The following is a 20,753-nucleotide window of genomic DNA, read 5'->3' on the forward strand; positions in this document are numbered from 1 at the left end:
GCTCTCAGGACGCTCGTCGACTCCCTATGCGCGGTGGCTCTCGGCTTAGAAAACTTCTGAGGTTGCCGCAAGGCTTTATAACCGCGCGTACAACATCGCAGACGATGTCGTCGAGTGTTTTCCAGAGGAAGGATGTCCCGGTCGTAAACGTCGGGAAGAAGGGTCTCGACGAGGGGGTCATCGAGGAGATAAACAACATACTCGAGTCAAGAGGTATAGTCAAGGTCAAGTTGCTAAAGAACTTCAGAGAGACTTACGGGCTATCGCCAGAGGAGGTTGCAGTCATAATATCGCAGAGGCTCGGAGCGGAAATCCTGGGGGTCAGGGGCTTCGTCATAGCATTCAGGAAACGCAGAGCCGCTTAGCCTGTGCTTTGAAAGGCTACGCGAGCTTTTCCCGGTTTTTTTGACTTCTGTGAGGCGCTACTCACTGTTCTGAGACGTTTCTCAGGTACTTCACTTCTCCGAAGTCGAATATCCCGGCTTCAAGGTCGACCCCGTATGCTTTGTATTCGTCTACGCCCGTCTCCCTGAGGAGGGGAGAGAGGAAGGATCTCTCAACGTTCACCTCTGTTCCCGGCATGAGGGGGCTGAGGGCGGGTAGCACGTACACCTGCTTTCCTGTGTAGGACCCCTCCAGGAGAGCCTTCAGCTTCACCTTTACACCCAGGCTGTCCCGCAGGGCGAGGGCGGGGTGCTCGTGCCCCATCGCCACGAACCGTACGTCCTCCCTGAACCCCTCGACCGGGAAGGGCTTATGCCCGTGGATGAACAGCCAATCACCCTCCAGCAGGTAGGGGTCGTGAAACGGTATCTCGAGCCTCTTCAAGACGACGACGAGGTAGTTGTCGTGGTTCCCCCTCACAACGTCCACCCTCACACCGAGCCCCCTCTTCAAGTACTCGAGGAGGTCTATAGTCTCGCGCCACTCCTGCCGCGTAACGTCGCCGAACTCGTGCTTCACGTCCCCCAGTATTATCACCCTCTCGGCGCCGCTCTCGCCAATCATGGCGGCTAAGGCCTCCTTCATCTCCCTCGCCTGGAGAGGCGGAACGAACACCCCCTGCTCCGCCAGCGCCCCCTCGTAGCCCACGTGGAGATCCGCGACAAGGAGGCTCCCCAGCTCCTCTACGTAGAGACCATAGCCTACAACTTCCAGCCCCCTGCGTAGCCGGAGGCGGGGAACCTCCAAGACGCTCGTGCGAGCCACGCACAACCCTACTTAGAGGGCGTCCAGAGGGCTCTTAAACTATTCGCCGCGCCGGATTGGGGCACTTAACCCCGTAAAACCTATTAACGCGTGACTCTGTGTAGAGGTGTATGAGCTCCGAGCAGAGGACTTCGCGTATACCGGAGTTCTACAAGAAGCCGATAGAGGAAAGGCTGAAGATAGTGGCTGAGTTCGCCGGGCTTACAGAGGAGGAGGTAGCCCTGCTCAAGAACTTCGGCAACCTCGACAGGAAGATAGCGGACTCCATGATAGAGAACGTTATAGGCGCTATGAGCTACCCCTTCGCAGTCGCCGTGAACTTCCTGATAAACGGGAAGGACTACATAGTCCCGATGGTCATAGAGGAGGCGAGCGTCGTCGCGGCTGCGAGTAACGCGGCAAGGGTTATGAGGAGGGATGGCGGAATAAAGTCTGTTGCGACCCAGCCCATAATGATAGGCCAGATACAGGTACTCGGTGTCAAGGATCCGTGGTACAAGCGGATGGTGTTGCTGGAGCACAAGGAGGAGATACTCCAGAAGGCCAACGAGGTTGACCCCGTCCTCGTGAAGTTCGGGGGAGGCGCCAGGGACTTGGAGGCGAGGGTTGTTGAGAGCCCCAGGGGACCGATGCTGATAGTACACCTACTCGTGGATGTTCGCGACGCGATGGGCGCTAACGCCGTAAACACGATGGCAGAGAAGGTTGCCCCGATGATTGAGCGCTTGACAGGTGGGCGCGTACTCCTGAGGATAATCTCGAACCTCGCGGACAGGCGCCTGGTGAGATCCTGGGTGAAGGTGTACAAGGAGGACATAGGCGGCGAGGAGGTCGTCGACGCGATAGTGGACGCCTGGGCATTCGCGGCGGCAGACCCCTACAGGGCGGCTACCCATAACAAGGGCATAATGAACGGGGTAATAGCGGTGGCGCTCGCAACAGCTCAGGATCACAGGGCGATAGAGGCGGGTGCCCATGCCTACGCGGCTAGGACGGGGAGGTACATGCCTCTCTCGACTTGGGAGAAGGACCAGGACGGGAACCTGGTAGGAACGCTCGAAATGCCAATGGCTGTTGGCACGATAGGCGGTGCGACGAAAGTCCACCCGGTGGCGAAGATAGCGCTCAAGATACTCGGCGTGAAGACGGCCACGGAGCTAGCCGAGGTCATGGGGGCCGTGGGGCTCGCGCAGAACTTCGCGGCGCTACGGGCGCTCGCGACGGAGGGGATACAGAAGGGGCACATGAGGCTACACGCCAGGAACCTAGCCATAATGGCGGGGGCAACGGGTGACCTCATAGACAGGGTCGTCGAGATAATGGTGAGCGAGGGTAAGATCAACTTCGCCTACGCCCAAGAGCTCGTCAACAAGCTCTCAAAGGAGGGTCGAGCCTAGACCCTAAGTCACCCTTCTTTCTCTCTCAGGGATCTCAGCGTGGACGCGAAGTACTCGTTGAGCACCCTGTCGGACCCGAGGATCTGCCTAGCCTCCCCCGAGACAAGCCTGATAAGCGAGTCCTTCTCTCCCCCCGCCTTATCGCTGGCCCTCACTCGTTTCTCCACAGAAACCACGCCGATTCCCTGAAGCTTCTTCAGAACCTTCTCCACAATTTTCCTATCCCAGGCGTACTCGACCCTCCCGAGCTTCACCCTGTTCACGGCGTCTTCGAGTTCGCTCGCCCAGAGGCTCCCGCCGAACACTATCAATGCGCGTAGAACATCCCTCGCAACCTCCCCCTCGACACTCCCCTCCTCCAGGAGTTTCTTCAGCTTGGACACACGCCTCCTAGGCAATACCGCACGCACATATATAACGCTATTGTGCACTAGGAGCGGGGATGGGATGGAGGGGCTCTGGGTAGCCGTCTACGTTGGGTACGTGGCACTGGTGAACGTTTACCCTGAGGCAGCCTACCTAGAGCTACTGGCCTGCAGCTTCTTCCTTTTACGCGGCAACTCCGCGCTTACGGGTAGCAGGCTGGACGGCAGGGCGGCGGTTTTCCTGCTGGTAGCCCCCGTGGCGTTCCAGCCGCTCCTATACGTGCGTAGCGTTACCCTCCCGTCTCCGCTCTCACTCCTCTTCGCTGTTCTGGCGTCGTTCTCCGAGGAGTACTTCTTCCGCGGCTTCCTGTTAGGCGTAGCAGGAAACCCCCTCCAGGCGTACCTCTTTGCCCTCTCCCACCTAGCCCTCTCAGATCCCGTTTACCTCGTGAACTCCGCACTGCTCGTACCTCACTACTTCCTCTTAGGGCTCGTCGCAGGCCTGCTCGCAGAGAGGTGGGGGTTGCTAAGCTCTATACTCTTCCACGCGGCTTACAACGCCTGCTCCATCTTCCTGTACGTGGAGTACTCCCTCCAAGCCTTGCTACTCCTCGTACTCCTAGACGCCGCGTTGCTCGTTGCGACTTTCCTCCTAACGACTTGTAAAAAATCGATTTTAACGGCAAGAGTTTTACCTTTCTAGAGTTGAATAACTGCGGGCAAGGCTTATAGAAGGGCGTGTTCGTGCCATCCCCCGTGAACCGCACGGCTAAACTGTCTTTAACGGCATTAACGGCTGCACTAGCGCTGGCGTTCTCCGTTCTCAAGCTAGAGGCGCCCTTCCCCGTCCTACCGTACCTGAAGTTCGACCTGGCGGAGGTTCCCGTTACTCTCGGCTTCCTGCTCTGCGGCCTGCCTTACGGTGTAGCGGCGGAAACCGTGCACTTCCTCGGGCTCGTAGCGAGAGGCGCCGACCCCCTGGGGGCGTTCATGAAGTTCCTGGCCGTGGTATCCATGTTCCTCGGCGCGTATAGGTTCTCCTCGGCTGTCACCAGGCTCGCCTTGGGGGTCGCTGCACGCGTAGCCGCGATGACCCTGGCGAGCTACGCTTACTTCTACCTGCTGTTCCCCGGCTTTCTGGGCTACGCTTTGAAGTACACTGGAAGCGTCTACGCGCTGTTCGCTTACACCGCGCTATTCAACGTGATTCACGGAGCAGCAACGATGGCTCTCTCTATGCTCGTGGTCCGGGAGGTCAAGAAGAGGGTTAGGATCTAGCGCGCGGCTTGCGCCTGAGCTTTTGCTCTGGCTATTTTTCTCATTAGTTCTTCGTGGAACTTCGCGATGAGTGCGCGCTTATCCTCCATTAATACGACGTCGCTGAGCCCCTCGAGGATTATGTTGTAGGCGAACGGAGTGGGCGTGTCAAGAAGCCCTATGTCCACGACTTCTATCTCGCCGCTGTGCACCTTTTCGAGAACCTCCCTGGCGTGCGCTATGTCCATGTAGTCCTCGAGTATCTCTCTGAACGTCTCCTTGAGTATCGGGAAGTCCTCCCACTTCCTTATAACCCTGAGCAGGGTGCCTGCGCTCAGCTGTTGTTTCTCGACGCTTATCTCGTGCCCCTTGTAGTTGCGGAGTATCATTAAGCCGCGGGTAGCCACGTGGCGGAACCTACGCCTCATGAGCTCGGTGTTGAACACCGCCTTCTTCAGGATATCCTCCAGCTCGCTGGGCGCCACGTCCATGAGGGATACCTGCGGCTCCACGCCCGGAGGGTATATCAGCGCGAACCCGTTGTCGTGCACAGCTATGCCTATGTTCGCCCCAGCCCTCTTAGACGCTAGGTACGCGAGCGCGTGGCTCAAGGCGTCGTTGGTTCTGCGCCCAAAGAGCGTGTGGAAGACGTGGTGCACCCTGCCGTCAGCGTCCCTGTACCTCTCGACCAGCACGACCCTGTCGCTCGGGAACTTCTCCACGCCGAGGGACCGCAGAAACAGGTACTCCTCCAGGAAGTAGCCAGCCACAGCCTCGGCCCCCTCCTCGTTGACCTTGCACTCCCTCTTCAGGTACTCCTTGAGCCTCTCCAGGCCCCCCGGCTTCGAGATCCACTCGAACGCCTGTCCTCTGAACTCCCCTATGCGGACAGCGAGGTCGTAGCTGAGGGGTAGCATCTCGCTGAACCATGCGGGTATCGTGGGCTTCTGCTCGTACGCGGGCTTCACGTACGCCGTGAGCCCGTCGCTCTTGACGAACTCGTACACCTTCCCGCCGAGCACGAACCTATCCCCGGGCATCAGCCTCTCGAGGAACTCCTCCTCGATGTTGCCCACGTACTTCCTGTCGAGGGTCAGGACCTTCACGCTCACCTCGTCGGGGATCGTCCCGACGTTCAGCGTGTAGATCACGCGCGCGTACTTCCCCCTCCTCCCGAAGACCTTCTCCTCGGGGTCGTACCATATCTTCCCGTAGACCTTGTACTCCTCCAGCTCCCCGTACCCTCCTGAGAGGAACTTTAATACGTTCTCGAAGTCCTCCCACGGGAGGTCCCTGTAGGGGTAGCTCCTCCTCACTATCCTGTACGCCTCCTCCGCGCTCATCTTCCTCTCTATAGCCATCCCGACCAGGTGCTGCGCCAGGACGTCTAGGGCATTCCTCGGTATGTGGACCCTGTCTAAGTGGTGCCTGTAAGCCTCCCTCGTCATCACGGCTACCTCCACGAGGTCGTCCCTGTCCACGCAGACGAAGACACCCTTACTCGTCTCGTGAAGCCTGTGGCCGCTCCTACCTATCCTCTGTAGCGCGCGGGTAACGGACTTCGGGGAGCCGACCAGGACGACGACGTCTATGTAGCCTATGTCTATCCCGAGCTCCAGGCTCGTACTGCTGACTATCGCCCTGAGCTCGCCCCTCTTCAGCTTCTCCTCGACGTCCAGCCTGACGTTGCGGCTAAGCGAGCTGTGGTGCGCCGCTATAGCATCCTCGGGTATGTCGCCCCTCTTCCTCGCTAACTGCTTCAAGTGGAAGACTACCCTCTCCGTGCCGCTCCTAGTGTTCGTGAATATCAGGGTGGTCCTGTGCTTCCTCACGATCTCGTAGAGAGTCTCGTAGAGCTTCGCGGTGACCTCCTGCGCCGGGGTGTGGACGAGGTCGGGGACGGGGGAGACCACCCTCAGGGTCTTCCTCTTGGCGTACCTGGCGTCGACTATCACGCACTCCCTCGGGCTCCCGTCGTCGTTGTACCCCACCAGGAACTGCGCGACCTCTTCGAGGGGGTTTATGGTCGCCGATAACCCTATCCTCACGAAGTCCCTCCCCACTAGCTCGCGGAGCCTCTCGAGCGACAAGGCTAGGTGAACCCCGCGCTTGTTCTCGGCGAGGCTGTGTATCTCGTCCACGATGACCCACTTAACGCTCCTAAGCTTCTCCCTGAACTTCGGCGCGACGAGAATAATCGCAAGGGTCTCCGGGGTCGTTATCAGTATGTGTGGAGGCTTGCGGAGCATGCTCTGTCGCTGGGAGCTCGACGTGTCGCCCGTCCTAACCATGTGCCTAATCTCGGGGATCTCCAGCCCCCTCTTCTCGGCGAGCTCCCTTATCTCCCTCAAAGGCTCCTCGAGGTTCCTGTAGATATCGTTGTTCAGCGCCCTGAGGGGCGAGACGTAGACGACGTACACTGTGTCCTCCAGCTCGCCTCTCCTAGCCATGCCGAAGAGCTCGCTCAACGCTATGAGGAAAGCAGTCAGGGTCTTCCCGGTCCCCGTGGGGCTCGACACCAGGACGTTCTTCCCCTCGTGGATAGGTATGAGCGCGTAGCGTTGCGGCGGCGTCAAGTCCTCGAACTTCCCGGAAAACCACTCCGCGACGAGGGGGTCAAGTACCCTCAACACTTCCTCCTTGCTGTACTCCCTCGTGGCGAAGGAGATCGCCTTCCCAGACACCGCCTACCCCTTAACCCTGGGGGTAAATAATCCTAACTCACTTCTCGACCTCTTTTACCCCCTTCTCTATTAGCGCGCTAAGCGCCTCCGCCGCCTCCTCGAGGTGGTAGAGCACGTCCTCGAGGAGCTCGGCGAGCACGCGGTCCTCCTCCGCTAGGTCCCTAAGCAAGTCTATCGCGTAGTCCACGCTGTCCAGCGCTTTCTCGAGACCCTCCCTCACCTCCCTTTTCATAGCAACATTAATGATGCATGGGCTTTTATCGCTAATTCGTGAAAATACGGGAAATCGCGTACGAGCTGACATCAGCGTTGCCGCGCGGCGACGTGGTAGCGGGGAGCAGGGAGGAGCACGAATCCCTGGAAGCAGTTGCAGGGTACCTAGACGGGCTCTCGGCGCAGGTGCACTACTTCCCATGCTCCACGTGGGTCGAGAAGGGGGTCGAGCTGTCCGGGGGAGGCTTACGCGTTAAGGCTGTCGCCATGCCCGGCTCCCCCTCGGGCGAGCTCTACCTCGAGCCCGTGTACCTGGGCGAGAGGGTTCTCCCGGAGGAGTGGGAGGGGGTAGACCTCGAGGGCAAGATAGCTGTCGTCAAGATGTACGGAAAGGTCGACGAAGCGGCCTGGCAGTACGTACAGGCGGTGGCGAGGGGCGCCGAGGCTGTCGTCTTCGTAGACCCCTTCCCGGATAGAAGGAGGAGAATAGTCGTCACCGCTACCCCCGATTACCGCTTCGGCCCAGGCACCCCGCCTCCAGTGCCCGCCGTTGCTGTCTCGCTGGAGGACGGGTTGAGGCTTGCGAGGGTCTCGGGCAGGGGGGAGAAGCTATACCTCCGCGTTGAGACAGCCTTCGACCACTCCGCGAGGACAGGCGTCGTGGTGGCCGGGAACGCCGGGGGCCCGCTGTTCACGGCGCACGTCGATAAGTGGCTCTCGGGGTTCACGGACAACGTTCTCGGGGTAGCGCTGGTCGTAGCTCTCTCCAGGGCCTTCGGGGAGAGCGCGGGCTACGCGGTTTTCGGGGCCGAGGAGTACGGCGCGCCCGGGCATTCCCCGTGGTACTGGATATGGGGTTCCCGCTCCTACGCCGACTTCTTGGAGAGGAGGGGGGAGCTCGACTCCCTGGGAGTAGTCGTCAACCTCGACGTGCTCGGGGGAGCTGGGATCACGGTGTCAGCCTCGGGGCCCGACTTCCAGGGAGGGCTCGGGAAGGCTCTGGGAGAAGGCTACAGGTACACCTCGGACCAGGTGATATTCGACAGCTTCAGCTTCACCATGAAGGGTGTAGCGGCGGCGACTCTGCACACCTTCCAGGACGTGCTCCCCGTGTACCACACGGACCTCGACGAGCCCCAGAGGGTTGACTGGGAGAAGGTCTTAGAAGCCTACACGCTGGCAGAGAGGGCGGGCGAAGCTTTCCTTCGGGAGGAGTGGGGGTTGCTGGAATACTCCCTCCTCAAGCGCGTAGCTCTGGAGAAGCTCGAGAAGGTCTACTTCCTCGAGGAGGCCAGGAGGGTCGCCGGGCTCCTAGAGGGGGTGAACATTAGGGACGAGCACGACGCGCGCCATCTCAGGCGGCTTTTCACGCGCCCACTGCACAGGGGGAGGTACGGCGAAGTGTTCTCAGAGGTCGAAGCCGTTTACCCATACATCCTCGACGCCGTGGAAGACCTCCTAGTGCTGAAGAGGGCTGTCGAAGAGGGCTCCCGGAGCGTGCCGGCGAGGATTTTCTTCACCAGGATCGTACCTGGATGGGAGGAGGTTTTAGTAGACCTAGAGCCCCCGGGGAAGAGGCACGGAGGAGTGTTGAAAGAGTACTACGAGTCGTTCCTGCGCGCGGTTCGACGTAGCCTTGAATCGATGGAGGAAGCACTTCTAGAGCTTAAGAGGTAGGCGCCGGAGCTTCCCGCAACGCCCCAAACTTTTTATTAAAACGTAATGAGAAAGGTTTATCTAGAGGAATATGGGAGTATGAACGACAAGCTATGAGAAAAGCCTTGTTGGCGGCTTTACTCCTGGCACAGCTACTACCATTGCTCCTACCCCTAGCATACGCGGAGAACGCTCCGGTATTCGAGGACAGGGGGGCAACCGTCTACGTCGACACGGGCGTCGCGAAGATACTGATAAGTAAGACGGGGGCCAGGCCTATAGGCTGGCTTGTCGACGGCGTGGAGCTTGCGGCTAATGCTGGTAGTAGGGGTGCCATGGGTAATAGCTACCCACTCTACGACTGGTTGCCTACGCAGTCCTGGCCAGGGCTAATAGTAACCGCGAAGTTCAACGTCGAGACTTCGAGGCCATCGCAGGACGTCCTCGTAGTGAGGTTTACAGCCGTCATACCCGTGACTGACGTCAGCGGCGTAACTTCGAACGTCGCCGTGACCCGCGAGTACGTGTTCAAGCAAGGCTCGAGGACGTTTAACCTCACGGTAACCCTCGTGAACATGGGGAGCTCTCCCATGAAGATAGAGGTGAACTGGGGAGGAGCCCTCGTAGGCTACGCCTTCGCCGTTACCGGCGTGGTAGGGCAGAAGGGCGACAACGACTGGCAACTCTGGGTAGACGGGGACTCGCTCTACACCCGCTCACCCGATAACAGGGAGAGCTGGGTTAGGAAGCAGAGCCCCCTCATAAGGCTCGTGGGGATATACGACCCCGACGAGAAAGGGATCATCGTCGCCAGGGTGTACAACAGGACGGAGTCCATCTGGTTCGAAGTCGGAGGGTGGGGCACCGAGGTTAGAGTAGAGCATCCCACCCTTGTTCTCAACCCCAACGTCCCGGTAAGGTTCACGTACACCGTGTACGGGGGCTCGCCCGACTACCTGGACAAGGAGGGCTTCGCGGATCTGAAGGACAGGCTCATGGGCAAGCAGCCGCAACAGCAAGCCCCTCCAGCGCCGCAGGCTACGAGGACGCTACCCCCGATGCCCAAGCCTACAGGCAAGATAAGCTACAGCCTCACCCAGGACTACGCGCTGGTCGACACCGGAGTAGCGAAGATAAAGATCTCCCTTAGAGGGGCCAGGCCCGTCGAGTGGCAAGCCGGGGGAGTGGAGCTTGCGGCTAATGCTGGTAGTAGGGGTGCTATGGGTAATAGCTACCCACTCTACGACTGGTTGCCTACGCAGTCCTGGCCAGGGCTAATAGTAACCGCGAAGTTCTCGGCGTCCGTTGCCTTCTCAAACGACACGGTCCTCGTCCTCAAAATGGAGGCAGACGTCCCGTTCACCAACCCGAGCGGCGACCAGACCGTTCTACACGTAACGAAGACCTTCACCTTCTACGCAGGGCTATACGGCTTCGACGAAACCACCCAGATAACCAACAAGGGCAACGTAAAGGCTGAGAGCAAGGTAAACTGGGACAGGACGATAGGCTACACCTTCGCTGTTACCGGCGTGATAGGGCAGAAAGGTGAGAATGACTGGCAGGCCTGGAAGGACGGCGCGGGGCTCCACCTGCTTTCGCCGAAGGAGAAGCTCCACTTCACGTGGAAGTCGGCGCAGGACCTCGAATGGATAGGGATGATAGACCCGGAGGAGGGTGCCTGCATAATCGCGTACCTGGGAACCCCGGGCGCCGGGATAGTGTGGCTTGAAGCGTCGACCTGGGGAACCGAGGTAAGAGCCGAGTACCCGCCCTTCACGCTGAACCCCGGCGACAGCGTGACCTTCGTCTACAGGGTCTTCGGCGGGCCCGTAGACGCGCTGGCAAGCTACGGCTACAAGGACGTGTACCAGCAGCTAGGCGCGGCGGCGGCTCAACAGGCCCTCTACCTAGTCGTGTCGACGGACAGCCTACTCTACTCCCCAGGCCAGAAAGCCAAGTTCAACGTAACCGCGTCCTACAGGAGGGGCACCATAAAGGGAACGCTGACCGTCTCCCAGGGAGGCACCACCCTCTACGAGAGCGAGGTAACGCTCTCACAGCAACCCCAAAGCGTGTTCGTAGAGGTTACGGTTCCGACGAAGCCCGGTATCTACTCGTACACAGTGGCGCTGCGAACACAGGAGTTTACAGCTACCCGCGAGGTGAGGATAGGCGTCGTGGACCCGGCTTCGTGGCGCTCACCGCTCAAGCTCGTATTCGTTTGGCACAGCCACCAGGGCATAAACGCGTGGCCCAACGGGTCGTTCCACGGCCCCTGGGCCTTCAAGCACACATACGAGGACGAGTTCAAGCCCTACTACGAGGGCGGAGCCTACCTCGTGCAACCAGTGATTCTGTCCAAGTATCCGGGCGTCAAGATGGTGTACCACCTTAGCCCGAGCCTGCTTTGGCAGTGGGAGTACGGGCTCAAGTACGGCTACTTTGACTCCTTCTCGCAGAAGTTCATCTCGCCAGAGAGCCCCGAGATGGCGCGTGTCAGGAAGGCCCTAGAGCTCTACAAGCAGCTGGCTAGCAGGGGGCAGATAGAGATATTCAGCGACTTCTTCAACCACCCGATCCCAGGCTACGTCGTCGACACCTACCCGTGGGGAGCCGAAGCGATGAAGATAGAGCTCGAGTGGGGCTTCAACGTGACTAAGAGGGTTCTCGGCGTAGACGCTAAGGGCGCCTGGATCCCCGAGATGTTCTTCAGCGAGAAGCTAGTACCCATACTGGTCCAGCAGGGAGTCAAGTACATCGTCCTAGACTACGAGACGCACTACAAGGGCTCCGACGGGGAGAAGAGGGGGATATACACGCCCTACCTATACCAAGGCTCCCAGGGCCAGATAATCGTGCTCTTCAGGGACACCCAGCTGAGCAACTACATAAGCTTCGAGAACAGGTTCTCGACTCCTGAAGACGCCGACGCTGCGGCCAGGAACTTCGTCCTAATGGTGGCTTCGAGGAGGTTCTCCGACCCCACGGCAAGCGTGGTGGTCATCTCCGCCGACGGCGAAAACTGGATGATCTTCAGCCCGACGGTCGCTACTACGGGCGTATTCTTCGAGAGGCTGTGCGCGTACCTAGAGAGCGTGAAGCAGTACATAGTGACAGCCACGGTCGCGGAGGTAGTGGAGGGCGCGCAGAGCTTCCCGAAGCTGACGAGAATACCGACGGCGAGCTGGGCTGGGGGTAGCGATGTCTGGACCAACAAGCCGGAGCAGAAGCAGCAGTGGGACTGGATAAACAAGGCGGCGTCCGTGCTGGCGAACATCAAGTCGAAGTACGGCGAAAACAGCGCCGTCTATAAAGCCGCGCTATTCGCGTTCTTCATGTCCCTCAACAGCGACGTCATACACAGGGACTTCACGTTCCCAGCGCACACCAAGGCCTGGGTAGACACGGTGCAGGCGCTCTACGACTCCGGCGAAGCCGTAGCCTCGAAGCTGAACAGGATAGGGTTAAACCTCGAAGCAACCAGAGCCCAAGCCGTAACCCCGCAACCCGGGACACAGCAGCCACCTCAGCAACAACCCACGCAACCAGGAGGCCAGCAGGCCCCCAGCGAGATCCAACCCCAGTGGCTCGGGCTAGCAGCGCTCATAGCAGCGGTTGTTGCGGTAGCGGCGGTCTACGCGTACAGGAAACGCGCCGGGAAGAGTAAGCAGTAACTAATTCTTTTTTTCAAGAAATCTTTATAAACATGCCTAGAAACATTTATACCGATGATGAATAAAAAACACCTTTTCCTAGCAGCCATAGCCGTACTAGCACTCTTCCTAGCAACAGCGAGCGCAGAGCCCGCCTTGAGAAGCTGGAGCGGCACCCCGCCACCCAAGGCTCCCGGGATCACGGTCAGCGCCGGAGAAGTAATAATAACGGACCCCCCGAATGATCAGTACAAGTATTATCGGCCTGACTGGAACTGGCCTATTACGAGTGACTTGGACGTTCTCGAGGCTAGGCTTTACAGCGACGGGCAATACCTATACCTAAGGTTCAAGTTCCAAACACTGAAGAACAAGTACAGCCCCTACGTCATGGTTGTAATGGATTTCACTCCAGATAACCCCAACGACGGGTTCGATTACTGGTTGCCGGACTGGTCTGACACTAAGCTTCCTTGGAAGTGGGACGCCATAGTCGGGGTGAACCTGGGCAAGTACGAGACACAGCCCTTCGTATTCGACCATAGCTGGAACCCCAAGCCCGTCGGGCAACTGGAAGTCGACCAGCAGAACGCCGTCATAGAGGCCAAAGTCCCCGTTTCAGAGCTACCCGGCTTCCCCCTCAACGGCAAGGTCAAGGTGGTCATACTGGTCTTTGCCAACGACTATGGAGGCATCTGGGACCCAGGGAAGAAGAAAGCCTACGACCCCGAAGTCGGAGTCTGGATAGACGACTCCTTCTTCTACGCTAGCAACGTGTACGACATCGCCGGCCAAACACCCACATACGCGGAGGTCTATGGTGGCTGGAGCAACGGCGTACAGGAAGTAGCAGTCTACTACACCGTTACGACATCTCAGGGAACGTTCACATCCACAACCCTCGGTAGGAAAGTCTCCTACGCCAGGAGCCTTGTCCCCATGAAGCTGATATACCCGCCACTACCCGGGAGTCTCAGAGCCTGGAGCGGCAAACCACTCCCACCCGCACCGGGCTACGGCGTCGTAGACAACGAAGCAGTACTCACAGACCCTGCTGGTGACCAGTACAAGTATTATCGGCCTGACTGGAACTGGCCTATTACGAGTGACTTGGACGTTCTCGAGGCTAGGCTTTACAGCGACGGGCAATACCTATACCTAAGGTTCAAGCTGTCGCAGCTCAGCAACGAGTACTCGCCGTACATAATGGTGGTGATGGATTTCACTCCAGACAACCCCAACGACGGGTTCAACGACTGGTTGCCAGACTGGTCTGACACTAAGCTTCCTTGGAAGTGGGACGCCATAGTCGGGGTGAACCTGGGCAAGTACGAGACACAGCCCTTCGTATTCGACCATAGCTGGAACCCCAAGCCCGTCGGGCAACTCGCTATCAACAAGTCGCAGGGAGTCATAGAGGCGAAGGTACCGCTCTCAGCGCTACCGGGCTTCCCCTCGAACGGCAAGATAAAGTACACAATAGTAGTCTTCGCAAACAGCTTTGGAGGCATCTGGGATCCCGGCGAGAATAAAGCTGTAGACCCGTCTACCGGCAAGACCATAACGAATAACGACTACGCTAGCGACGTGTACGACATCGCCGGCCAGGCGCCAACGAGCGCAGAAGTATATGGTAACCAGGACACGGTTAAAACGGCCTTCGTTGCTTCGACTTCCGGAGGTCTCTTCGTGGGAGTCTCTCCGGCTTAAAAAACTAGTTTTTTGTTTTTTCCTTCCATGTACACTTCTTTTATGCAGTTGTAGTCGCTCACGACTACTACCTTCTGGGGGTCTACGCCCGCTCCTGTCTTCGCTGCTTCCAGCGCCTTCTCCAGAGCTTGTCTAAGAGAGGTCGCCCTGAACAAGGCGCCGGCGGCGAACTTGTGTCCTCCACCGCCGAGCCGGGAGGCTACTGTCGAGGCGTCGTAGCTGGACTCGGGCTGGGCGCCCGCGTACACCCTGTACTTGAACAGCCCGCGCGGCACCAGGACGAGCGTGAACTTCGCGCCCCGTCTCTCCAGGAGTATCGTCAGGTACCTGTACGAGAGCTTGAGCCTCTTCCGGAAAGCGACTACTGTGACCTCCTCTACTGGGATCTTCTCGGCGAGGGACTCTGTCCTCAACCTGACTTCCTCGTGCCTAGCTATCCACTCCTTCACCTTTTCGTCGTTCAGCGCGTCCAGCCCCTTCTCGGCGAGGAGCCTGACCAGGTACAGCTTCCCCCTGTACCCCGCCCCCTTGACCGCCGAGTCTAGTAGCAAGGCCTCCCTCGACTTGATGTTAGCGGTGTCCGTCTCCACGGCTAGCTCTACGAGGCGGGTAGCCGTGGCGTTGCCTTCGAGCGAGAGTGCCTTGTAGGCGAGTAGCGCGGAGGCTGGCGCCGACGGGTCGTAGTACTCCTCGTCGGCGCACGGCGTGTTCGTGACGTGGTGGTCTGCCCTCAGCTTCGCCTTGCCGGGGCACGGGAGGTCGGCGACGAAGTCCCAGTAAACACGCCTGAGGATAGGGCTCCTAGCCACGTCCGTTGGGTGAGCGAGGACGATCTCCGCGGACGGCCTCGAGATCTTGAAGAGCGTCGCGCTCACTACCCCGTCTACGTCGCCCGCGTCCGAGAGCGCCAAGGGGCGCTTCTCGATGAGGGCCCTCGCTATCTGGTACGCCCTGTACAGCGACACGTAGAGAGACACGGCGGAACACCTCCCAACACTCCTACATCCCAGCTTATAAAGCCTTGGGCGCCTAGCCTATCACGGCGAGCTCCTTTATCAGCCTTCCCTCCTTGAACCTGGCGAGCGTCAGCCGGGCGGCTTCCTCCGATTTGGGCTTCCCCGACTTGATCCACTCGGCGAGCTCCTCCGCTACTACGGGCGCCATCATGAAGCCATGGCCGCTGAAGCCCGTTGCAACGTAGAGGTTTTCGACTCCGTCGACGGGGCCCAGTATTGGGTGGTGGTCGGGTGTCACCTCGTAGTACCCGACCCAGTACCTCAGTATGTTCGCCCCGGGAAGCCACGTGAGCCACTTGCTCCAAGTCGACACGACTTTCTCGAGGAACTCCAGCTTCACGACAGGCCTCGCGAAGGGCTCCTCCTCCACTTCTACGCCCATCAACACGTGGCCGTGGAACGTTTGAACCGCGTAGGCCCCAGTCTCGACGTCTATTATCAGCGGGTCGAACAGCCTCCCGAACTCCTCGGTCAGAGCGGCGTGGTGAGGTACAGGCGCGAGCGGTAACTCGACCCCGGACCTCCGGAGCAGGAACACCGACTCCGCGCCGGCGGCTACCACCACGCTCCTCGCCGGAATGAGCTCGTTGCCCACAACTACGCCCCTCGCCTCGCCCCTCTCCACGCGGACGCTATCGACCTCTCTTCCAACCGCGAACTCCACTCCGAGGCTCCTGGCCGCCAGGAATTGCTTGTACACAGCGTCGAATGGGCTAGCCTTGCCGGCCAGCGGGTCGTAGAGGGCGGCCACCATGCTCGACGTGTCGACGTAGGGGGCAACTCTCTTCACGAAGTCCTCGTCTACGAACCGCGTCTCCACGCCGAAGCTGTTGTGCACCCTGGAGTACTCCTTGAACCTCTCGACGTCCCGCTCGCGCGAGATGAGCCACAGGTACCCGCTCCTCTCGTACTTCACCCCGAGCTTCTCCCTGAGCTCCCCCCAGAGCTCTATGCTCCTCTTCATGAGCACGATGTGCTCCCTGCTCGTGAAGCTGGCCCTTATCCCGCCGGCGCACCTGAAGGTTGAGCCGCCGCCGAGGTAGCCCTTCTCCAGGAGGAGTACCCTGCCCGCCCCCTCCTCGGCTAGCCTGTACGCGAGCGAGACTCCCACTATACCGCCGCCCACTATCACCACGTCATACATCCTTCCTCACCTTGAGGAACAGCGAGGCTGGCGCAGGCTCGACCGGTGGGCGCACGCTGACGTAGCCCAGCTTCTCCGGCGGGACGCCGAGCCTCCGGGACAGTATGGACAAGAGTATGGGGACGCAGTAGCGCCCCTGGCACGGCCCCATGCCCACCCTGAGGAAGCGCTTCAGGCTTTCGAGGTCTGTGAACCCCATCTCTATCGCCTTCTCGACGTCCTCGACAGTCACTCTCTCGCACATACACACGTACGCCTTCATCTCGCCGCCCGGCGTACCGCCCTCACCTCCATCAAGAGGTTCTCGGGGACACTCACCGTTACCACCTGCGTCTTGTTCACCTCGAACACCCTGATAACAGTGCCCTCGCCCACCACCCTGCCCTCCCTGTCCAGCAGCTCGACGGTGTCCCCCCTCCTGAGCCTCGGGAGGAACTCGTAGGGAACGGTTACCGCCGCCCCCCTGCTGAGGTCCAACAAGAACATCGCCTGCCCCGGGCACACACCCACGCATACACCGCACCCCGTGCACCTGTCCCAGTCTATCCTCGGCCTACCCCTGAGCCCCTCGACCCTGATAGCCTTCACCGGGCACGCCGACTCGCAAACGTTGCAGGGTATCTCCTCGATGCACTCGGTGACCGCGACCGCCCCCCTGATCAGCCTCTCCCTGGGGGGAACGAGCCCCATCGACTCCAGCTCTCCAGCCGAGACTACGCCGCTACGCCTGAACACCGACGCTCACCCTGCGTATACCCTCCACGACGCGCGCGGAGAAGGGAGTCCTCCTGGTCTCGTCGAGCATCCTCAGAGCCTTCTCCCTCTCCTCCACGAGCTCACCCCTCTCCCCGAGGATCCTTATCGCGGCCGAGAGCCCCGCCACCCTGCCCGTCAGCAGGGCGGTCGTAGCCTCCTCGATCCCCGAGGCGTCCCCCGCCACGTACACCCCGGGGATACTGGTCTCCATGTACCTGTCCCGGTACGGCACGTAGCCTCCAAGCTCGGTCGACCACGTCATCCTGGCACCCATCTCCGCGAGCAACCTGGACTCAGGGGTCAGCCCCACGGCTAGGAGCAGGAGGTCCGCCTCTACGCTCCTCTCGTACTCCTTCAGCGGCTGGAAGTCCTTCCCGACCCTCGAGATGACCACCCTCTCGACTCTCCCCCTGCCCTCAGCCCTCACGACAGTGTGCTCCGTGAGTATGGGGACGCCCAGCCTCCTCAGCTTCGCCGCGTGGACGAACCAGCCTCCTATCTCCGGCCTAACCTCCACGACGGCCTCTACGCTTACGCCGGCCTGGAGGAGCTGGTAGGAGACTATCAGCCCGACGTTCCCCGCGCCGACGACCACCGCCTTCTCGCCGGGCTTTACCCCGTACTCGTTCATCAGCGTCTGGGCAGCGCCGGCGCCCATCACGCCTGGAAGCGTGTTCCCCGGAAAGGGCAGGAACCTCTCGACAGCCCCCGTGCCCACGACGACTGCCTTAGCCCTAACCCTGAGCAACCTCCCGCCCTCGTTCACCGCGAAGACCCCCTCCCCGAACCAGCCCAGGACGGGGGACCTCGTGTGGATCTTCACGCCAGCCCTCTCCGCCTCGGATACGAGCCTCTCCGCTATCTGGAAGCCCCTCAACCCCCCGAAGAGCTCGCCGCTCCCGAAGAACTTGTGCGTCTGCTTCACGAGCTGGCCGCCGGGTCGGAAATGCCGCTCGAACACGTGTACCTCCAGGCCGGCGGAAGCGCTGGCGAGGGCGGCCGAGAGACCGGCAGGCCCGGAACCAATTACCATCACGTCGACGTCCAGCTCGCCCGCCTCGCCCGCCTCCCCGACAACCCCAGACGGTAGCGGCTTATCCTCCCTCTCGACGACAGCGCCGTCCCTCACGGGCTCGAGGCAAGCCCTAACCCTGCTTCTGCCGTCTACGCGCACCATGCAACCCGAGCAGTAGCCTATCATGCAGAAAGGGCCCTGGGGCCCTTGCTCCCCGCGCCGGAAATCCCTGATCCCCGAAGCCCAGAGAGCCGCCGCTATGCTTTCCCCCTCGAAAGCCTCTACCTCTTCGCCGTCGAAGCGGAACTTTACGGGGGAGCCCCGCCTGAACTCCAGTATGGGATGCTCCGTTATTCTCACAATAAAAACGTTTCTAAGTAAGAATAAATATTTTTTGGCTCAGCCATTTGCCGAGAGATTCAAATGTATCTAAGGCTTGGAAAAAATCCATGCATACGATGGAAAAGGATTTATTCCCCGTTTAGCAAGGCTTTCCACAAATGTACGTAAAGATAGACATTGACAAAATTAAAGAAAGGTTCGCCGGCGAGCTAGCGCGGCTACTCCGCGAAGGCTACACCCTGAAGTACGCGGTAGCCCTCGCCGTCGCGGAGTCGCTGAAGGGCTACGACTGGGTCCGAGGGGTGTACTACTCGGAGATAAGCCTAGGCGAGTTCGTCGAGGGAGAGTGTATAGACGGGAGGGACGTAGACGTACTCGTAGAGACGCGCATAGGGGTGAAAAGCCTGAGCAGCAGGCTCGAGGCAGAGCTCGAGGAGGCTTTCAACGAGGTCCTCTCCAGCCTCGCGCCGAGAGAATCGCGCCACAAGCTACTAGAGGTGCACGTGGACGACGTCTACGTGAGGGCAGTCGCGAGCGCCGCTAGGCTCGGGAAAACGCCCCACAACGCCCTACCGCTATTCGCGAGGGAATAAGTCTCTCAAGCTTTATATTCCCGGCTAAGGCGTTATCAGTGTGGACGCGCTGGCTTCCAGAGTCGAGGAGGAGCTTAAGAGTAGACTAGCCGAGGTTGTCAGGGAGTCGCTACGCAGAGTCGAGCTCCAGAGGGTTGAGGGGACCTACGTCTACGCCAGGAACTACGACCTCCTGAAGTACAGGGTGGCGAAGGCGATAGCATCGTCCCTCTCGGTTATCGACTGCTTGGAGGGCGTCTACTACGCGGACATAGCTTCAGGCGAGTACATAACGGGCCAGGTCTACTTCGGCAGGGACGTCGACGTGATAGTACTGCTAGACGAGGGTGGATGCCCCTGGGCGCCCGGGCTTCTCAAGAGAGTGGAGAGGGTAGCCAACGCTGTGATAGCGGAGGTCGCCAAGAGGGAGGGCGCAGGGTGGCTCGCCGACATAGCGGAGACCAACGGGGTCGTCGAGATACACTTCGACGATATCTACGTGAAGATGGTTCGCGACAAGAAGTCGAGGGGAAGCCTCTCGGACCTCAACGTCATCGAAGTAACCCAGCGGTAGCGAGAAAAATATAAACGTCGCGCGCATTAAGTGGCACATGATACTCCTCTATACCTCGGAGAACCACAGGGTGGCGGTTTTCAGGGAGCTAACGCCGAAAGGGCAGGTACAGACAAACCAGTTCATCATCGTCGACGGGGACGAAGCCCTCTTGGCGGATACAAGCGGGAGGGCTGTCTTCGCGAAGCTCCTCTCTCAAGTCTCCGTGCTCGCTCCACCAACCAAGGTGAAGTACCTGTTCTACACGCACCAGGACCCAGACGTCATTGGGGCGGCAGCGAGCTGGTACACCGCTCTTCCAAACGCGAAGATAGTGTTGCCCGAGCTGTGGGTAAGGTTCCTCCCGCACGTCTTCCCGCCGGACGTGAACATTGAGAACAGAGTCGTACCAGTCGGCGACAGCGGGGCAGAGCTACAGCTCGGAAACTGCACCCTCAAGCTCATACCGGCTCACTTCCTCCACTCCCCCGGCAACTTCAGCCTCTACGACCCCTGCTCGAAGATCCTCTACAGCGGAGACGTCCTTGCATCCCTGTTGCCGCCCGACAAGGACTACGACTTCGCGCCGAGCTTCGAGGAACACGTGAAGTACATGGAGCCGTTCCACAAGCGGTACATGGCGTCCGGGAAAGCCCTCAAAGCTTGGGTATCAAGGGTGAAAGCCCTCGACGTGGAAACAATAGTCCCGCAGCACGGAGCAATTTTAAAGTCCAAGGAGGTAGTCCAAAAAGCTCTCGCATGGCTCGAAAACCTCGAGGCCGGAGTAGACCTACTCTACTAAGCACACGTAAGGTTTTTAACCCTCTCTTTATAAAGAAAATCTAGCCGCCCGCCCGAATTTCCGGGCGCGGGGACCAGCCCCGCGTAGCTCAGCGGTAGAGCATCCGGCTGTAGGCTATGCCACGCGGCGACCGCCCGGCGTAGACCGGGGGATGAAGCCGCGGCAGCCGGAGACCGGAGGGCCCCCGGTTCGAATGGCGGGCGGCCGTTTCGCTTTCCTCCCTTCTCGCCGCTCTCCCAAGGTGATCGTTACAAACAGCGCGGTGGCGGTTAGGGTGCCGCTAGGAAAAGCGCGCGGGCGGGCACTCTTCTACAGGGGCTCTTGTAAAGCTTGTCGTGCTACGTTGCTAGCCGCGTTTCCGGCACCGTTTATCGTCGAACGAGCATTCAACGTCAGTTAAACATTA

19 protein-coding genes are annotated in these 20,753 nt (G+C 59.8%); 10 read left to right on the plus strand and 9 right to left on the minus strand.

The annotated features are described in order from the left end of the window. Nucleotides 1–104: 104 nt before the first annotated feature. Nucleotides 105–365 (plus strand): YhbY family RNA-binding protein, encoded by a 261-nt coding sequence (locus tag TPEN_RS04760; RefSeq protein WP_052885152.1) that lies wholly within the window; start codon nt 105–107, stop codon nt 363–365. A 61-nt stretch (nt 366–426) separates the two neighbouring features. Here the strand turns inward: TPEN_RS04760 and TPEN_RS04765 are convergent, their stop codons facing one another. Next, nucleotides 427–1,209, minus strand: a complete 783-nt coding sequence (locus TPEN_RS04765) for a metallophosphoesterase (RefSeq protein ID WP_011752592.1) — start codon at nt 1,207–1,209, stop codon at nt 427–429. 110 nt (nt 1,210–1,319) lie between these two features. Here TPEN_RS04765 and TPEN_RS04770 point away from each other — a divergent pair, with 110 nt between their 5' ends. Further along, nucleotides 1,320–2,606 (plus strand): hydroxymethylglutaryl-CoA reductase, degradative, encoded by a 1,287-nt coding sequence (locus tag TPEN_RS04770; RefSeq protein ID WP_011752593.1) that lies wholly within the window; start codon nt 1,320–1,322, stop codon nt 2,604–2,606. An 8-nt stretch (nt 2,607–2,614) separates the two neighbouring features. On the opposite strand, the gene TPEN_RS04775 is transcribed toward TPEN_RS04770, so the two are convergent. Further along, a complete protein-coding gene (locus TPEN_RS04775) occupies nt 2,615–2,989 on the minus strand; it encodes a hypothetical protein (RefSeq protein ID WP_052885153.1) in 375 nt (124 codons plus the stop codon). A 64-nt stretch (nt 2,990–3,053) separates the two neighbouring features. Between TPEN_RS04775 and TPEN_RS04780 the strand changes: the two genes are divergently transcribed. After that, the gene (locus TPEN_RS04780) at nt 3,054–3,674 is read left to right on the plus strand and encodes a CPBP family glutamic-type intramembrane protease (RefSeq protein ID WP_052885154.1); all 621 of its coding nucleotides are present in this window, start codon (nt 3,054–3,056) and stop codon (nt 3,672–3,674) included. Nucleotides 3,675–3,727: 53 nt separating this feature from the next. Then, complete coding sequence (locus tag TPEN_RS04785; RefSeq protein ID WP_052885155.1) at nt 3,728–4,249, plus strand: hypothetical protein; 522 nt, start codon at nt 3,728–3,730, stop codon at nt 4,247–4,249. On the opposite strand, the gene TPEN_RS04790 is transcribed toward TPEN_RS04785, so the two are convergent. Together TPEN_RS04790 and TPEN_RS04795 are read right to left on the minus strand one after the other, a co-directional pair. After that, a complete protein-coding gene (locus tag TPEN_RS04790; protein ID WP_011752596.1) occupies nt 4,246–6,912 on the minus strand; it encodes an ATP-dependent helicase in 2,667 nt (888 codons plus the stop codon). The two genes, TPEN_RS04785 and TPEN_RS04790, sit on opposite strands and share 4 nt — an antisense overlap. Before the next feature lie 37 nt (nt 6,913–6,949). Beyond that, nucleotides 6,950–7,144, minus strand: a complete 195-nt coding sequence (locus tag TPEN_RS04795; RefSeq protein ID WP_052885156.1) for a hypothetical protein — start codon at nt 7,142–7,144, stop codon at nt 6,950–6,952. 38 nt (nt 7,145–7,182) lie between these two features. On the opposite strand from TPEN_RS04795, the gene TPEN_RS04800 reads away from it, so the two are divergent. The 3 genes from TPEN_RS04800 (at nt 7,183) to TPEN_RS04810 (ending at nt 14,147) form a co-directional block, all read left to right on the plus strand. Further along, a complete protein-coding gene (locus TPEN_RS04800; protein ID WP_011752597.1) occupies nt 7,183–8,802 on the plus strand; it encodes a M28 family peptidase in 1,620 nt (539 codons plus the stop codon). Between the two features lie 92 nt (nt 8,803–8,894). Beyond that, nucleotides 8,895–12,458 carry a glycoside hydrolase gene (locus tag TPEN_RS04805; RefSeq protein WP_011752598.1) on the plus strand — a complete coding sequence of 1,188 codons (3,564 nt, stop codon included), beginning with the start codon at nt 8,895–8,897 and terminating at the stop codon, nt 12,456–12,458. A 54-nt stretch (nt 12,459–12,512) separates the two neighbouring features. Beyond that, on the plus strand, nt 12,513–14,147 hold the full coding sequence (locus TPEN_RS04810; protein ID WP_011752599.1) for a hypothetical protein: 1,635 nt from the start codon (nt 12,513–12,515) through the stop codon (nt 14,145–14,147). Here the strand turns inward: TPEN_RS04810 and TPEN_RS04815 are convergent. Genes TPEN_RS04815 through TPEN_RS04835 form a run of 5 tightly spaced genes read right to left on the minus strand, consistent with a single transcriptional unit; the run spans nt 14,144 to nt 18,438 of the window. Beyond that, a complete protein-coding gene (locus tag TPEN_RS04815; protein WP_011752600.1) occupies nt 14,144–15,124 on the minus strand; it encodes a DHH family phosphoesterase in 981 nt (326 codons plus the stop codon). The genes TPEN_RS04810 and TPEN_RS04815 overlap by 4 nt on opposite strands. Before the next feature lie 52 nt (nt 15,125–15,176). Then, nucleotides 15,177–16,307, minus strand: coding sequence for an NAD(P)/FAD-dependent oxidoreductase (locus tag TPEN_RS04820; protein WP_011752601.1), 1,131 nt, complete (start codon nt 16,305–16,307; stop codon nt 15,177–15,179). After that, nucleotides 16,300–16,569, minus strand: coding sequence for a (2Fe-2S)-binding protein (locus TPEN_RS04825; protein ID WP_052885158.1), 270 nt, complete (start codon nt 16,567–16,569; stop codon nt 16,300–16,302). Before TPEN_RS04825 ends, TPEN_RS04820 begins: the two co-directional genes overlap by 8 nt. Beyond that, nucleotides 16,566–17,042 (minus strand): 4Fe-4S binding protein, encoded by a 477-nt coding sequence (locus tag TPEN_RS04830; protein ID WP_011752602.1) that lies wholly within the window; start codon nt 17,040–17,042, stop codon nt 16,566–16,568. The genes TPEN_RS04825 and TPEN_RS04830 overlap by 4 nt, the downstream gene beginning before the upstream one ends. Beyond that, nucleotides 17,029–18,438: an FAD-dependent oxidoreductase gene (locus TPEN_RS04835; protein ID WP_011752603.1), complete on the minus strand. Its 1,410-nt coding sequence runs from the start codon at nt 18,436–18,438 to the stop codon at nt 17,029–17,031. The genes TPEN_RS04830 and TPEN_RS04835 overlap by 14 nt, the downstream gene beginning before the upstream one ends. A gap of 140 nt (nt 18,439–18,578) precedes the next feature. Between TPEN_RS04835 and TPEN_RS04840 the strand changes: the two genes are divergently transcribed. The 3 genes from TPEN_RS04840 to TPEN_RS04850 are packed head-to-tail and all read left to right on the plus strand — an operon-like array spanning nt 18,579 to nt 20,347. After that, nucleotides 18,579–19,013, plus strand: coding sequence for a hypothetical protein (locus TPEN_RS04840; protein ID WP_011752604.1), 435 nt, complete (start codon nt 18,579–18,581; stop codon nt 19,011–19,013). A 40-nt stretch (nt 19,014–19,053) separates the two neighbouring features. After that, complete coding sequence (locus tag TPEN_RS04845; protein ID WP_011752605.1) at nt 19,054–19,566, plus strand: hypothetical protein; 513 nt, start codon at nt 19,054–19,056, stop codon at nt 19,564–19,566. Between the two features lie 37 nt (nt 19,567–19,603). After that, nucleotides 19,604–20,347, plus strand: coding sequence for an oxygen-binding di-iron domain-containing protein (locus TPEN_RS04850; protein WP_011752606.1), 744 nt, complete (start codon nt 19,604–19,606; stop codon nt 20,345–20,347). Nucleotides 20,348–20,753: the final 406 nt, after the last annotated feature.

The sequence above is a fragment of the Thermofilum pendens Hrk 5 genome (assembly GCF_000015225.1).
In the GTDB taxonomy this organism is placed as follows: domain Archaea; phylum Thermoproteota; class Thermoprotei; order Thermofilales; family Thermofilaceae; genus Thermofilum; species Thermofilum pendens.